At 62.7% G+C, this 16941-nt stretch carries 3 protein-coding genes (1 of these 3 cut by a window edge); all 3 read right to left on the bottom strand.

Going from position 1 to position 16941, the window contains the following annotated elements:
- Position 1: 1 nt before the first annotated feature.
- Tightly spaced (at most 9 nt apart), the 3 genes in view from RAS12_RS04230 to RAS12_RS04220 form a layout consistent with a single transcriptional unit that may run on beyond the window.
- Positions 2-2155 (bottom strand): efflux RND transporter periplasmic adaptor subunit, encoded by a 2154-nt coding sequence (locus RAS12_RS04230; protein WP_306945442.1) that lies wholly within the window; start codon positions 2153-2155, stop codon positions 2-4.
- Positions 2156-2164: 9 nt separating this feature from the next.
- The gene (locus RAS12_RS04225; protein WP_306945440.1) at positions 2165-4000 is read right to left on the bottom strand and encodes an efflux RND transporter periplasmic adaptor subunit; all 1836 of its coding nucleotides are present in this window, start codon (positions 3998-4000) and stop codon (positions 2165-2167) included.
- Positions 3993-16941: the end of a DUF4347 domain-containing protein gene (locus RAS12_RS04220; RefSeq protein ID WP_306945438.1), read on the bottom strand. The gene runs 18602 nt beyond the window's last position; only the last 12949 of its 31551 coding nucleotides appear in the window; its start codon lies beyond the right edge, outside the window; its stop codon occupies positions 3993-3995. The genes RAS12_RS04225 and RAS12_RS04220 overlap by 8 nt, the downstream gene beginning before the upstream one ends.

Genomic DNA, 16941 nt, shown 5'->3' with positions numbered 1-16941 from the left:
GTCAGAACCGCAACTGGCGCAGCACCATCTGCCTGACCGCATCGTAGGCTTGCAGGGCGATGGGCCGGGGCTCGTGGGCAAATTTTACGTAGACCCGCGCGCCCAGATACGCGCGGGGCGCGTCTTTGGGCAGCGTCAGGTCCATAACAAACAGGTTCTCCGACGATTTGGCGCGGCCTTCCTGCGATTTGCGCGGGTCCACACCGATGCTGCCGCCGCCTTGCAGACTAAGCGCCAGACTGGGCAGCTCGTCGGTAGCGGCCGGCACCTCGCGGGCGATCTCCGCCACAAACTCCTGCCCGCTGTTCTGCACCAGCCGCACACGCACGTTCTTGAGCGACTGGTGGATGCGTTCCAGGCTGGACTGCGGCACCACCACGCGCACCGTCTCCGCGTCGGTCAACACATAACCCAACAGTTCACCGCGCTGCACATACCGTCCCGTCATGTCTTCGGCCTGCGCCGACACATAGCGCCCCGCGTGCGGGCTGCGCACCTGCTGGGCCTGCACCTGTAGCGCTATGGCCTGCCGTTCGGTTTGCAGGCTGGTCCATTGATGCCGCATGATGGCCGCCTGCACCTGATTCTGCGCATAGGCCTGCACGTAACGGGCCTGATACTCGTCGACCTGGGCGGCCAGCATGGCGTCGCGGCGGATCAATTCGTCGTTTTCCAAGGCCAGCAAGGGCGCGCCCTGACCCACGGGCGCGTCATCAGCCGCCTGCCTGGCACGCACAAATCCCGCCACCGGCGCCCGCACCTGGGCTGAAGGCGGCACCCAGACCACGCCTTCGGTGTCGGTGGAAGACGGCAGCGGCACCGCGCCCAGCAGCCCTGCCACGCCCAGCACGCAAAGCGTGCAGATCAGGTAAGACCGGACGCGATGCGCCTGAATCTGCGGGTCGGCATAGAACTGCCGGCCTAGGCGCCACAGCGGCATGACGATCGTGTTGAAGATCGCCCACAACGCCAGCAGCACGCCAAAGAAAAAGAACTGCCCGGCCATGATGAAGATGGCCAGAAACATGATGAACATGCGGTAGCAAAACGACAGCACCCCATAGCCCACGAACCAGACGCGTTCGCCGGGCGTGGCGCGCGGCGCTTCCACGCCGCGCAGCCCCAGCACATAACGCTTAAACAGGTATCCCAGATAGCTGTTCGCCCGCTGGCCCAGGTTGGGAATCTCAATGCCGTCAGACAAGACGTAGTAGCCGTCATAGCGCAACAGCGGATTGCCGTTCATGAACAGCGTCGATACGCCGCACAGAATGATGACGGTATAGGCCAGCGACCGGCCAATGCCGGGTTCCAGCTGCGTCCATGCAATCATCGCCAACGCCGCCAGAAACAGCTCGACCAGAATCCCCGCCCCGCCCACCAGCATGCGCCAGCGCTTGTCGGCAAAGGCCGAAGCGGCCGACGCGTCCACATAAGGAATGGGCACAAGCAGCAAGAACATCAGGCCGATCTCGTGGACTTCGCCCCCGCGCGCCTTGACGGCGCAGGCGTGGCCAAACTCGTGGATCGCCTTCACCACCGGGTACACCAGCGCCATGGCCAGCACGTTGCCGGTGGAAAACACCTGATCCCAGATGTTGTGCGTCAAAGTCTGCCAGTGCATGGCGCCCAGCGCAGTACCCGCTGCCACCACCCCCAGCCATAACAACGCGCCCACCCAGGTGAACAGCCAGCGGTAATACGGCAGCGCTTTCGTCAGCCAGCGGTCGGGGTCCACCAGCGGCATTTTCAATGCGCTGGGGTTGCCGATGTATTGCTTGATCTTCTGCATACGCTGGCGGCGGCGGCGTTCCACCAGGTCACGCACGTCGGGCGCGCGATCGGTGGTCAGCACGTCGGCCCGGTGCAACTGCGCCATCAGGCGGATGACCTCGTCTTGCGGCATGGCGTCGTCATCCAGCTGGCCGCAGGCCGTCTCCCAGATTTCCTGCACCGTGCGCCGCCCGTCCATCAGGCTGATCAGCAGATTGGCCTCGGGGGTGTAGCGGTGGAATTCGCCGTTGCTCTGGTCCTGCATGACGTACCAGACCTCACCGCGATACACATGGCGATGGATGTGGATGTGCGAGCGCAGCCGCGGGCGCAGCGTGCTGACCCGGTGCCAGGAATTGCTATACAGCGCAGTAACCGACATACCTTCTCGTTAACCGAACCAGCCCCACCATTTCAGGCGTAGCCAATCAAAAAATCCGTGCGTCCAGATCCAGACGTAGCGGCGCTCGTCGATATCGACGCGGCCCACGCCTTCCATGCCCGGCCGCAGGGCCGGCGCCGTTTGGGGGGCTACGTTGGCGGGCAGGCTGGCTTCCAGCCTGAATACGGTCTTGCCTTCCTGCACCTGAGCCAACGGAACAATGCGGGTGATCGTGAACGGAATCTGCTTGTCCGGCATGGCGGCCAGGGCGACCCTGCCCGTCTGGCCCACGGCCACATCGTCAATCAGCCGGTCTTCCACATCCAGCCACAGCCGGTAGCCGTCCAGGGGAGACAGCTTGAAGAGTTCTTGCCCGCGTTTGACGGCCTCGCCCAATTGCTGGGTCAAATCGCCACTGACCAGCATCCCGTCAAACGGCGCGCGCAACGTGGCCCGCTGGATCTGTTCACGATAGAACTGGATCTGCGCCATGGCCTGCCGGGCCTGCGCCTGCGCGATGGCGGCGGCAGCGCTGTCTCCGCGTGCGGACGCTTCTTCTGCCTGGCGGCGGTACTGCACTTCCAGGTTGCCGGCGCGCAGCAATTCCAGCTCGGTCTCGCGCGTGTCCAGCGCGGCCAGCGCCTCGCCCTGCTTGACGTTGTCGCCAGCCCGGCGCGATGCGTCGCTGATGTACCCGTCAAACGGGGCCGCCAGCACGCGCTGCACCACGCCCTGCACCGTGGCCGTGGCGCTGATTCGATAGGGGCCATGCGCAAAGCAGGCAAACAGCACAATGCCAATGAGCGCCAAGACGGCGAGTTTGCGGCCGATATGGCGGGGGCCCAGCAGACGGCCCGATTCCTCCATCGCCGCATCGCGCCACTTGCGCCAGAACGGGCGCTCTTGTTGCAGCCGCTGGTACAACACGCGGCCCGCCAGCAACACCACGCTTTGGCACAGCTCGATGCTTTGCCGGTCAAACGGCATGTTGTCCGGCCGTTCAAATACCAACGCGCCACGCGCATCGCCTTCCGGCGCGAAGGGCACGGTCAGGACATTGCGATTGCCAAACTCCCTGGCCAGCGATTGGTGGGCACGCAGTTGCAGGGTGCGGCCCTCGTCTTGCGGCAGGCAAAGGGTCGTGTTCTGGTCGATGGCCTCGTCCATGGCTTCGGCCACACTGCGCACCAGGTTCATGTTCTGCACGAGCCGGCTGCTATGCGACAGCGCATAAACCTTGGAGCGGCCATCCTGCCGGAAACCGATACTGACGCGGTCGCACTCCAGCCGGGTCGCAAGATCCGTGACCAGCGTCAGCGCCACGTCCTTGAATTGCCCTTCCTTCAACGCGCGCGCCACGCTGTTGATCACGTACATCAGCCGCTCGACCGTCTGCGCGGTATCGGTTTCCTGATGTTGAATCAGCCAGCATTCCAGCACGCCCGCGCCCCAGCGCAGCGCTTGCACCAGGGGTTCCGGCGCTTGTTTGGCGGTTTCGAAGGCCGCCACGCCGTGGATGCGTCCGTCCAGAACGATGGGATAGGCCACAACCAAAGCGCCGGCGTCCGCCGACACTGCCACTTCCCTGCCCTGCAAGGACTCGTCCACCACGCCATAAAAAGCTGCGCCCGCCCTGCTGCCCGCGGGGTATTGCGAAGCGACTTCAAATGGCCCGGAATCCGGTTCGCCCAGGATCAACGCCGCGTGACGCACCCCCGGCAACTGGCTGGCCTGCAAGGCCAGCCACGCGTCCAGAAACGACTGGCGGTCGCTGGTGGCAGACAGCGCCGACCACCAGGCCAGATCCGCACGTTTAACCTGTGCGGGAACAACGGCATCATTCATCCTCGCTACCCATCTCCGTAAGCTGCGGGATCTGCCGCGTGACGCTCAGTCCGCGCTTGCGGCTGGTCTTCGGTTCCCAAGTATTGGTCTTTGAATTGAACACGACGGTGGCGTTTCCTGTCGCTCCGAGCGCGCCGCTCAGGCCCAGGATGCCTACCCCGGCGGCCATCGCCACGCGTTCCGCCGTGTTGCCTTCCGGCACGTCTTCCTGCGTCTCGGCCGAAGCCACCGGCTCGCCTGCAACGGCGTCCGGAAGATCCGATTGCGACACGGGCGCACCTTCTACGGCTTCGTCTTGCTGGGCCTGAACATCATCTGGCGCCTGCGGGCTTGCCGCCGCAGCGGCACCCGCATACCCCTGACCGCCACTTTGCATGGAATGATCGGCCCGCATCGACACACCGTCCGCCGTACCGGCCGAAGCATAATCCGAAAGCCCGCCGTCTTGGCGATCAATCGAGATATCCGGCTGCGCGGGCGCCAGACGGATGCCATCAGCCAACGACTGACGCTCCTGGCCCAGATGGCTATCTGCACCCCAGCGCGGCGTGAACGGCATGCCAAACACCGGACGCTGCCAATGACCGAAGCTGCCGTTCCAGGAATACAGGTTCTCGAACGATCGCGTGATCAGATCCGGCGCGTTGCCGCCCGGGCCGAAACGAGCCAGGTTGATCATCACGCCGGTCTCGGGCTGGATATAGATGGCGGCAAAATCGCCCACCATCACGTCCTTGGCAAACGTGCCGCGGAAGTTGTCCGAACCCGCGCCGCCCAGCATGTAGTTGTTGCCCGTGCCGGCCAGCAGGATGTCGTTGCCGCCGAACGCGATGTCGATGGTTTCGATCAGGCTCAGGCGGTCATTCACAAAGACCACTCGGCCGTTATCGCCGAACATGACGTTGTTGCCCGCGCCACTCTCCAGCTCATCCGCGCCCATGCCGCCCAGCATGACGCCTTCACTGTTGTTGTACAGACGGTCGTCTCCGCCTACCGAGGGGTAAATGGATTCAAACGACGCAATCCGCCCCGCCGCCGTAAACAAGGCCCGGCCGCCGTCACCAGCGATCAAGTTGAAGCCGCCCGCGCCCAGCCCCTGGATGATGTCGCGGCCCATGCCGCCAAACACCGCATTGCGGCCGCTGCCGACCGTAATCGTGTTCAGACCGCCAGGCGGCAGGTTGATGGTCTCCAGCATTTGCAGGCCAGCGCCCGCAAGATAGCGGCCGCCTTCGACCGGCGTCGCGGCGTCGATGAAATCGCCCCGGATACGCAGGTAGTTCACCGGCGCCACGGTCACAATGCGGCCAAAGTTCGCGAACACGATATTGTTGCCGTCGCCCGTGGTGATCTGGTTGCCGCCCGCATTCAGCCTGTCGGCCGACGAGCCAACCGCCATGCCCGCCGCCTGATCCGGCGTCAGCACCAGTGTCAGCGACGCCAGCGATTGCTGGTCCGCCATCGCTCCCGATGCCATGTTCATCGGCGCGCTCAGGTCGATATTCAAACCGGCATTGCCAAAGACGATGTTATTTCCCTGGCCTGCGTGGATGACGTTATTGCCGCCGCCACCGGCGATCAGGTCGTTACCCGACCCGCCGTAGATGACGTCGTTGCCCGCTCCGCCATACAAGATCACGCCTTGCGTGGCGCCGCGTGCGTCCAGCACGTTATTGCCCGCCTGGCCAAAGTGCAGCGCCTGACCCGCCTGGCGCTGACCGGGCTGCGCGGTGTAATAGGAGTCATCCTGACTGGTCGAGCCAAACAGCAGGACCGGCCGGTCCGTGCCGCCAACGGTGTTGCCGCTGGCGATCAGCAGGTTATTGCCTCCCCCGCCTTGCACCAGCGTTACCGTGCCCACGGTGGCGTGGCGCACCGTGTACGTGTCATCGCCCTGACCCAGCATCGTGTTCACCGATTGCACCCCGTGGAAGATGATGCCGCGATCGAACAGCTGGGTTCCGCTTTGCCCGGCGAGCTGGACCGCGCCCGCGGCGCTACCCAGACCTGACGTCATGCCCAACCCGGTAATGCGACCGAAATCGCCCGCTTGCTCGTTGTTGTAGAGACCGTTCAGACCGCTCATCTGGTCCACCTGATCTTGCATACCGATCTGGCCGGTAGTCGTGCCATCGTCAAAGATACGGACGCGGTCATTCGCAGGAGCCGTCTGCGTCACCCCTTCGTAACGTGCGCCCAGCTGGCCGCTGCGTTCACCCGGAAGCGCCACGCCCGCACGCAACGTGCCGTCGTAGCCCGGTTGATCCAGCGCATTACCCTCGATCAGCAACGTGCCCTGAATGCCCGACACATCGTGCGGCTGATCCGCGTAATTGGCGTAGCTGATACCCGTGACCGGGTCCACCTGAATCACGGCTTGATCGGTGGCGCGCGGATTGCGCACTTTGCCCGGATCATTGGCAGGGCCTGCATAAGCCGGGTCTGCGACTCGCACCGCAATCGGCAGCAAGGCCACGTCGTACAGTCCGGGCAGCGTCGTGAAGAGCGATGCCGACAAATGCAGATCGCGGCCTGCCAGACTCAGCGGCGGCAAGCCTGCGCCCGCGCCGTCTTCGATCTTGATCAGCACCTGCTGCGATGCACCCCACGCTTGCCCGCCCGCGCCGTTGGCATCAAACGTCAGCACCACACTTTGGTGCCAGGTCAGCCCGCCATCTGTAGACAGCAGCAGACCGCGCCCTTGCAGGCTTTGCATGGCAGCCGCCAGCGCATCGCCCGCCGGCAACCCAGCGCCTTGCGACAAGGAACCGTACAAGGCGGACGCCACCATGGCGCTGCTCAAGGACACGTACGCCTGGCCGCTGGCCGGACGCGGCAATACGCCCAAGTCCAGATTCACCGCCACAGACAAGGTGTTGCCGCCATGGGCGTCCAACTGGCCCGTCTGCGTCGTGATCTTGACCGGCTGGGCGCCATCGAGCACGTCGCGCGCACCCGCGCGGCCCGTCACGATGGTGTTGCCCGCGACGTCGCCCGACAGATCGAAGGTGTCGCTATCGCGTCCGCCGATAAGCGTGGTGATGACGTTGCTGCGCGTGGACAGCACGTAGATATGGTCGTTGCCTTCGCGCGCATCCAGATTCACGCGTTGGACGTTCTGGTAGCTGGTATTCAACCCGGCGCCCCGAATGCCTTCTTGCGTCAGCACAAAGGAATCGGCGTCTTCCGAACCCAGCACCGTATAGGTATTGACGCCTTCGCCGCCGTCAATCCAGACCGGCGCGTTGACGACATAACCTCGTTCGCCGTTGGCCATCGGCTGCGCCTGTTTGAAGGCGTAGACCATGAACTCGTCGTCACGCTTGCCGCCATAGAGCGCCAGCGGCGCGGCGTTGCTATAGACGCGGAAGATGTTTTTGCTGTTTTCCGCGCCGTACAGCGTCAGGCCGAAGCTGTTGCCACGGGACAGATAACCTTGGGTGGTCAGCACGGTGTCGATCTGGTCCCCAGCGGCCACATTCGGGAACTGGCGCGCCAAGTCGAACAACTGGCCAACCTGATACTCGTTGTGCTTGCTGGCATCACTGCCCAGGCCGCCATCGATAACCACATTCGTGCCGGTGTCGTCGATGTAGAAACGGTTGCCGCCGTCCACGGCGTTCAGGCGCAGCCCGCCCGTCATGGTCCGGTCGTAGTTCACGCGTTGAACCGCGTTGGCATATCCCGCGCCCTGCGGCGTGATCTTGGCCACGAAGTTTTCGCGAACCAGGAAACTCTCGTCCTGTGTGGTGCCGTTGATGGTCAGTTTGTTGACGTCTGCCAGATTTTCGACGCCGTTGTCGTTGGAGTCGTGGACGTTGATCAAAATTGACGTGAGCGCCGCGCTCAGGTTCACAATGATGTGATCCGCGCCACGGCCGCCATCCACATCCACACGATCCGTCACGCCCGCCACGGTTTGTTGGCTGGTCAGCGACGGCAGCTGATCCAGAACGATCAAATCATTGCCATCATTGCCTCGCAACGAAATACCGCCTGCCAGCGCACGCGCCGACAGGTAGATGTAATCGTCGCCCACGCCGCCCGACACCGTCGCGCCGCTCGCCAGCAGAATGCGCGCCATCCAGACCTTGTCATTGCCCGCGCCTGCGTCCACATTCAAGCGACCCAGGAAATCGGCATCTGCCAAGGTAATCAGGTCAGCGCCCGACCCCGTGGTAATGAAGGTATTGCCGCCGATTGTTGAGGTATCAACCAGCACGGTATTGTCGCCGTCGCCTGCGTCCACGGTCAAAGCACCGGTGACAGTGCTGTGTTGTACCGTGATCAGGTCCTTGCCTGAGCCCGTGGAGATCGACGTGTCGCCAGTGATGTTAGACGCGTCGAGCAACACGGTATTGGCGCCGTCGCCCGCATCCACTGTCAGCGCGCCGGTAAGGCCGCTATTCACAACGGTGATCAGATCGATACCCGAACCCGAGGTGATCAACGTATCGCCAGCGATAGTGGCTGTGTCGAGCAGCACGGTGTTGTCGCCGTCTCCGCCGTCCACCGTCAGCGCGTCACTGATCGACGTGTTCAGAACCGTGACGCTGTCATCGCCCTGCCCCGTCTGCACCGTAACCGAGCCGATGACATCGGTAGCGTCAAAACGCACCGTGTCATCACCGCCGCCCGTCAGCACCGTGGTTTGCAGCTGATTGATCTGCTGCGCCTGCACGATGATCAGATCTTGCCCCGCTCCGCCCTCGACCTGAAACAGTGCGCCCTGCGTCAACGCGTCGGCGGCGTCCACTCCGCCGCCGATCTCGGCGGTGTTCGTCAACGTAATGGTGTTATCGCCCGTTTGGCTGCCGTAGATATAGATCTCGGGCGCAAGCAGGCGTCCGCTGATGTCCACCGCTGCTGCCTTGCCGTAGTTGCCCGAGGACCGGTCATCGCGATCCACACGCAGATTCATGCGCTGGCCCGCCTTGATCAGTGCGCCAGGCAACAAAGCATTGCGGCCCGCGACCGTCAGGTTGTTGCCCGCCAACAGACTGAGCACGCCCGTCACGCTGACCACGGTATCGGCGGACAGTTGAATATCGCCCGTAACGCCCGTCTGCGCCGTATCGTGGCGCGCCACCAGCCACGCGTTGGCAGCCTTGATCTCGCCGATGTTCATCGACAAGGTTTGAGCAACGCCCAGCGCGTCGTCTGCGCTGGCCACTTGCACCAGCGCCGCGTCGCCCACCGCATCGACGTTGATGGTCGCCTGCGATCCCACTGCCGCCACGATCAGCGCATCGTTGGCCGACACTCCCGCGGTGTCGCTGGCGGCATAACCGCCCACGGAACCGCCCGCCACAAAATACAGGCTGCCGCCGGTTACGACGGCGTCGGTGCGGCTATTGGACAGCCCCGGATGTGCCGTCTTGTCATTGAGGATGCTGGCCTGGCTGCTCAGATGAATTTCATCGCGTGACCGCGACTCCACCCGCGCCAGCATCAGGTCATGCGCGCCCAACTGGCTAAGCGACACGGTGCCCAGTGCGGAGGCCACCAGATAGCCGGACATATCGGTCAACAGGGGCGAACCCAATTCGCCAATCGTGCCAGACAGCGTTTCCAGCCACACGTTACGTGCAGTGATGGCCGCCTGCCCCGGCTGGGTGCCATTCAAAATGGCATCCAACGCGTAAATCCGCACGTCGCCGCGCACGCCTGCCGTATCGGCGACCTGGATTCCGCCCAGGCGCAAACCGTGCATGCCGTACAGGTTGACGCTTTCACCCGCCGACGCCCGCACGACCGCCTGCGCGTCCGTCGCAGACATGCTGATCAGCAACGGCGTGCCTTGCTGCGAAAGATCGCTGCCCAGCAGGCCGACCGATTTCCCGGCAATCAGCGACACTTCGCGCACATAACCCAAGCCGGCCAACTCCGCTGCCGTCAGATCCGTCAGCACCACGTTCGCATACTGGCGCTGGCCTTCGGCCGTCGCGTTCAGAATGGATTGCCCAGCCTGTAGCGTCACGCTGCCGGCTGACATGACCTGACCCACCAGCAGATTGGCGTCTGTGTAGTAAGACGAGCCGCCTGCCGCCGTGCCCTTGGTATTGGCCAGCACCAGATTCAAGTCCTGCGCGCCGTGTTGCGCCACACGGGCGACACCGCCCGCTTCCACATACAGCGAATGGCCAGCGGCAAGGCTCAGTTGCAGGTGCTTGCTGCCGTCGTATTGATAGATACCGTTGGCATCGCGGGTGCTGCCCACGATGTCTTGGTCCGCCACCAGACTTACCTGACCGGCGCTTTCCACCGTGCCGGCGTCCGTGCCAATGATGGAACCGCCTTGTGCGCTGACCGTGATCGTGACGCCTTCTTTGCCATGGATATCACCCAGGCGGATGCTGCCATTGGGCGAGTCCAGGCCAACCGTGGTGTCGCTGTATGCAGACACCACGCCGCTCACGGCTTCCACCGCCAGCGATCGCGTGAGCTTCAGCGTCAGGTAGCGCGGATCACGCATGTCGCCCACGAGCGTCCCAGGCGTCAGCGATTGCGGGCTGGCGCCATCTTGCGCCATGAATGGCACATTGATGTTGCTCCAGACCGGGTCCAGGAAGCCGCTGCCTATATCCACCACCTGCAAGCCGTTCGCCCGCGCAGCCGCAATATTGGCTTGCAACTGGCTGCGCTGGCCGGCCGTGGCCCCTTCCAGCATCTTGCTGTTGTAGACGAAAATTTCGCGGCTGTTCTGGTACAGATCAAAACGGTCTGCAAACAGGAACTGCACGGCGCTATTTGCCGCCAACGTGGTGCCCAGCATCAAGGCCGCATCGTTGGAGAACATCGGCTCAAAGCGCTGCCACAGGCTGGTATCCGTAAAGTCCACGTTTGCGCGGTCCAGCGGCGTTGTGCCCGCCGGGCCGATGTAGCGGTACAGCGAGTGGTACACGCCCGCCAGATTGACCGCGTTGGCGCGCGAGAGCACGGCCTTGTCGGCCTCGGGCAAAGAATCAAACACATTGGCGCGGTCCACGCCGCCCACCCCGCCCAGAGCGGGCAGTTTCAGCGTGTAATCGCCCAGCTCCGCACCGATCGAGCCCTGGCCAGACGTGCGCAACACAATGTCCAGCCCCGCCTTCACATTCAGGAAGCGGTCGGCAGGTGGCGCGCCGCTGGCCTCGCCGTCCAGGTCAAAGACCTTTTCATTGATGGCCGCCGACACCGGATACAACAGGTTGTTCTCAATATTGCGCAGCGTGGCAGTCGAGAAGTAGAAGAAGTAACCCGCGTTGTAGGTATGGCCGTAGCGCGCGATGTCGTCGGCAGTTTGGGCCGGCGCATCGGAACGCAAGGTGTAGGTTCGCGTATAGGCCAGTACACCCGCGCCATCCAGGTTGGATGCATCGAACGCCAACGTGATGACGTCGCCCATATTGGGATACAAGGCCAGCAGACCGTCGTTCTGGCCGGCGCCCTTTTGATACAGCATGGCGTCGGCCAGCGTAGAGGCCAGACGAATGGTCCCATCGGCGCCGACAATGGCGTAGTACGCCGTGTCGGCCCGCACATTGCCGACCGATTGGCGGAAGTAGATTTCGTCGCCCGTGCGCAGGGCGCGCATCTGCCCCGTGCCGTCATCGACGATATTCATGTTGGCCAGCTTGAAACTGCCAGCGCCCACCGAAATCAGTCCCGACGTTGCACCCACCGCCGCGTCCACGCGATCGCGCCAGTAGTTGTGGTATTCGGCCGTCTCTGCCAGTTCTTTTTCGACCACGTAGTCATAAACGATCTGGTTGCGCGTCGACTTGATCAGATTCTGCGCCGCCGCCAGGTCCAGCGCGGCAGGCAGGTAGTTCGGATCAAATGCCTGATTCTTCAACTGCTCGTGCAGGGCTTGCATCTGCGCGCTCAGACCGTCAACCGAACCTGCTGGCTGCGCCTGGAACAGATGCGTCGACACGGTAAACATGCCGCGGATGTCCGCCGCTGCAAATCCGGTGAGCAACTGGCCCGAAATCCCCGCGTCCGTAAACAGGGCCTTGACCAGCGCCTGACCTTCCGGCGTCTGGTTCAGCAGCGCAATCTGCTGATACAGCATGGCCTGTTCTTTGGAGGCAAACAGCTGGATGGTGTTGTTGCTACCCACCAGCACGTAATAGGCAACGTTGGTTTGCAGGCTGGCGGTCTTGCCCGTCTGCAAACGCACATCGTTCAGGTACACGCGGTCAAAGTTCTGCAAACCGCGATAGCCCGTCACATTGCCGCTGGCATCGGTGACCGGCACGATATTCATGTTGGTCAACGTAATGACGTTGTTGGCCGACACTGTGGCGCCGCTTGCCGCAGCGTCCAACAGCTTGACGGTGACTGCGCCCGGGTTGCTGCCCGCCAGACGCAAAATCGCATCCACGGTGACGGCTGTGCTGCCGTTGAATGCGCCATCGACGCTGTCCGATAGCGTCACCACGCGGCCATTCACGCTCTTGATGTAGTAGATGACCGTTTGCGTGGAATTCGCAAAACTCAGCTCCACCCGCTGGCCCTGCACCAAGCTGTCGTTGCCCGGCAGCGTCAGCGTGGCATTGCCGAATTGCGTCAAGGACTGCTGCGCAAAACCGGTGTCCTTCAAACGGATGCCTGCGTTGACGGTCATGCCTTGCAGCGTCGGCGTGTAGCTGCCTTGCGCGTTGGTATCGTGAACGTTGGTGTTCTTGTAAATGTCCAGGCCTTCCAACTGCGACTTCTGCGCATAGACCTGGCCGCTGAAGGTGATGCGGCCCGTCAGCCATGCGCTGTCCGGGCTGGACGCGGTCAGCGGATTGCCATTGGCGTCAACCACGGTCAGGATGCGCACGGTGCCGTTGTCGTAGACGCCCAGCTCGTGGCCTTGCAGGCTGCCGCTCTGGTTCGTCATGTACAGCTCCAGACCCGCCAGCGAGATCGACTGGCCGGATTGCAGCAACGCCTTGATGCTGTTGGCCAACTGCGTGCGCGCACTGTCGCTCATATTGGCAGTGCGCAGGTCCCAGCTGAAACCATTGCCCATGTCGACGTATTCGGCATAGTTGGAACCGCTCTCCGAATAGGTATGGAATGGCAACAGCGTGCCGCCGTTCCAGCCCCAGAAGTAGGTAGGCTGATCTGTCGTCAATACGCCCTGCTTGAGCGCCGTGGCGCCAAAACCGCGCGCCAAGGTGTAGGCGACAGTGGGCGTTGCGGCGCCTGTGCCGCGGCCCAGACCGGTCAGACCATACTTCAGTTGCGTAGGCAGGGTCACCGCCTGCACCACATTGGAGCCATTGCGGATGTAGTAGTTCTTTTCCTCTATCGATGCGCCCGCGAACGTCACCGACACATAACGCTGGGCGCCACTGTTGACCGACGTGGCAGGCGAACCATCCGCCAAAACCAGGCTCAACGATTCCACGCGCCGGGTGTATTCCACCCCGTCGATCGTGAACGTGATCATGCTGCCGACCAAACCATTGGCCGCTTGGTTCATCCAGTCGTTGTAGGCTTGCACCGTATTCAGGTTCGACGGCACGCCCAGGTCCAGCTGGCTGGTAGATAGCAGCAGTTTGTTGGTGCTTACGGTACGTTCGACAACGGACCAGGTTGAACCGCTGACCGGAACGGTCAGGTTCTGGTAGAGCGAACCCGCGCCCGTCGGAATCTGCGCGCTCGGATTGGCCAGGTTGTATTGCGTGATGGCTGCAATGATCGCCGCCGACGTATTCTGGTCGCCCGCTGGCAATACATTCACGGTCGTGCCCGCGGCCGGCACGCCAGGCGCCGCGGTATTGGCCGTGCCCGTGTAGCTGCCCGCGCCCAATTCACCGGAAGCGTTGCCCAACACGATATTCAAGCTGTGATGCCCGCTGGCGTCTGTCGCCGTCAGATCACCCACATACGGCGACTTGAGCGTGATCAGAATCGTGTCAAAGCTGGTGGAACCCCACCAGCCGCCACCCGATGTCGGCTGGGTCGGCAAGATCTGGTCAACCAGCAATTTCTGATCACCGACCTGAACATAGGTGTAGGTGCGCAGCTTGGCCAGCGCCAGCGCATAAAAGTCGTTTGCAAACGGCGGCACGCCCGCCAATTGCATCAGCATGTCCGTCGTCAGGCGCAGGCTCAGCGTGTTGGACCCCTGCTGCACGCTCAACGTGCCAGACGGCAAGGTGAAGGAGATGGGCAGATTGGCGTTAGACGAATCCGTGGCGTTGGCCAGCGAATACGCCGGACCGTACAACACACCCTGGCTGCCCACGGTGTAACCCAGCGCGGCCAGCGACGCAGGCGCCGCCGTCTGTCCCGTTACCGGGTCGTACACCGAGAACGCGAAGCGGTAGATGCCGCCCACGCCGAAGTCGGCGCCAGGGCTCAGATAACCCAGAATCTCGGTGCGGGCATTGCCGTTCAAGCTGTTGTTATAGGCAAGACGGACCAGACGATGATCGTCCACCGCTGCCTTCAGCGCGGCAGCATATTGCGACGCGGTCATGCTGATGGCCAGATACTGGCCGCCCTCGGCCTGCGTGCTCAGATACGTGCCCGCGCCGCCCAAAGAGATTGTCGCCGTCTGCAAAGACCGCACGCCCGACCAGTAGCTGTCGTATTGGGCCAGCTGGGCATTCAGGTCGGCCAGAATCTTGGCCGTGACCGTCGGATAGGCTTTCTCTGTGGCCGTACGCGTATCGGCCAATTCGCCGTCCAGCAGCGAACCGCCGTTCAAGCTGATGTTGACGCTGCCCAGCTGCGAAAACACCGATGCCTGCGGATTCGACCAGTTCACCGGTTTGACCAGCACCAGGTCCGCATTCAGGACGTTCTGCGCGATGTAGATGTTCTTGCCCGCGCCGGCCGGGCCGCCGGCCAAGCCCGCTTGGGCCGCAAACGCCTGGCGCGCATCGACCGACAAGGCTTTGCTTGCGGTGCCGATGGCGCCGTAGCCCGCGTTGAGTTCAACGCGGTTGCCTGACACAACGGTGTTGTTACCTGCCGAGGCGTGGCTGAAGATGCCGTTCAGGGCTTCGATATAGACCGTGCCCGACGACGAAGCCACTTTTTGCAGCGTCGCCCAAGAGCTATTGCCGCCGTCCGAAAAATACGCCAGGCGGATATTGCTGCGGGCTTCGGCGCGTGTGAAGCCGTTGGAGCCCATGATGTTCAGGTTGATGGCGCCGCCCAACGCAATGGCTTCCACATTGACCGTGGCCGCCGCGCCCGACGGCATCTTGCCGTCAGGATTACGCGCCATGATGCCCACTTCGCCCTGCATGGTGATCGACGTTGCCGTCGATGCCGACACGGCTTCAATGTGCACCTGCTTGCCATTGCCGACGATCAGGTTTCCGGCCAGCGTCACATTACCGTTGCTGCGGATATAGATGGCGTTCGCGTTCACGCTGGAACCCATAAAGTTCAGCGAAATCTCCTGGGATGCAGGAACATAGAACGTGAAGAGCTCTTGCTGTTTCTTTTCAACCACCTGGGTCATGGTGGTGGTCTTGGTGCGCAGCCAGCCACCGCCACTGGTGTGCGGGCCATCGTTGCGAACGATCACACCCGTATTGAACTTGCGGTAGGCCACGGTGAACACCGTGGGGTCCAGTTGTTCGCCGCCTGTCGTCGACAAGCGGTAACGCGTGCCGTCTGGCGCAAGAATGTCGCCGTTGGGGTCTTGCACCAGCGTTTGCGTGCCGCTGCCTTCGATGGTGGTCGGCAGCAGTGCGTCGTTCAGCTTGCCGCCGTCTTGCAATTGTTGCTTTAGCGCATCCGGCACGGAACCCGAACCGTTGTACGCCACGACTGTCGATACCAGCACGGGGCGCGGCGTCTCAAAGACCGTCACCGGGCCTGACTTGGTCGTGTCGTTATTGGTCAGCCAACCCAGCGGGTCCCAGTCGCCAAACAGGTTAAAGCGCTTGGACGTATAGGTGGTGGTCGTGGTTTCGCCGGAGCTCCAGCCCATCACCCACACCATCGTCTGGCCCGCTTGCGGCTTATAGCTGAAGTTCAGCGTCTGCCCGGCAGCCAGCGTGCCGGATTCCAGCGCGCGGCCTGCTTGAGTGCGCGCCGTGTTGGCGTCCTCGTACACCCAGATCCAATCCGGCTGGCCCACGCTTGTGGGCGTTACCTGCACAAACTTGTTCCAGACGGTATGCACGACGTTGTCCACGCCCTGCAATTCGTACAGGTCTCGCTGCCCGCGCGCCGTATCAATGATCTCGATGCGGCCGCGGCGGTACGTGCTGACATCGATATCGTGTGTCACCAGCCCAAAGGTAGTCTGGTTATCGATATGCACCGACGCGTAGCCGTTGGCCACGACCAGATTGCCGTTGCCCACCGAGACGATTTGGCCGGTCAGCGAAATGCTGCCGCCCGCCAGACGGATCGGGTCCAGGATGATGGTCTGGGTCGCATAGTCGAAACGGCCAGTGATGGCGCCGTAGCGATTCAACGAGCCATCCGCGCTGAACGACACGCCGGCTATCGCATAACCGTTGAAATCTTGCAGCGATTTGTCCTGATCGCCACGGAACGAACTATCGATGCGGATATAGGCATCGGTCAGACCGCTTTGAATCTTGCCGTCTATGTTCAGGGTCAGCGCCGAGATATTCACGGCGCCCAGCGCAAAAATGCGGGAGTCGCGCGCTGCCGAATTGTTGTTCAGATACTGCGTGAACGGGTCCAGCTTGGTGGAGTTCCATTGCAGCAGCACGTTTTGCATCGTGTCGCTGATGCCGGTGCTCTTGCCGCCGCTCTTTAGCGCATTGATGACGTTGAACCAGCTGTCATTGAGCAGCGTGGGGTCCGACCCGGTGTTGAACCAGCCTTCGCTTTGCAAGCTGAAGTTGCCCTTGGCCACAATATCCAGGCTGACCGCCTGGATCGTGCCGGACACATTGATGCTGCCCAAGGTGTTGATCACCGACACCTTGCCCAGCGGGTTGACCACTGCGCCGAGCAGGCTC

This window comes from Achromobacter seleniivolatilans, assembly GCF_030864005.1.
In the GTDB taxonomy this organism is placed as follows: domain Bacteria; phylum Pseudomonadota; class Gammaproteobacteria; order Burkholderiales; family Burkholderiaceae_B; genus Achromobacter; species Achromobacter seleniivolatilans.
Note: the sequence above shows the minus strand (reverse complement) of the source record. Positions and strands in the feature narration are given on the sequence as shown.

Coding starts and splice junctions, on each gene's coding strand:
- RAS12_RS04230 (WP_306945442.1), bottom strand. CDS start 2,155: ATGTCGGTTACTGCGCTGTATAGCAATTCCTGGCACCGGGTCAGCACG.
- RAS12_RS04225 (WP_306945440.1), bottom strand. CDS start 4,000: ATGAATGATGCCGTTGTTCCCGCACAGGTTAAACGTGCGGATCTGGCC.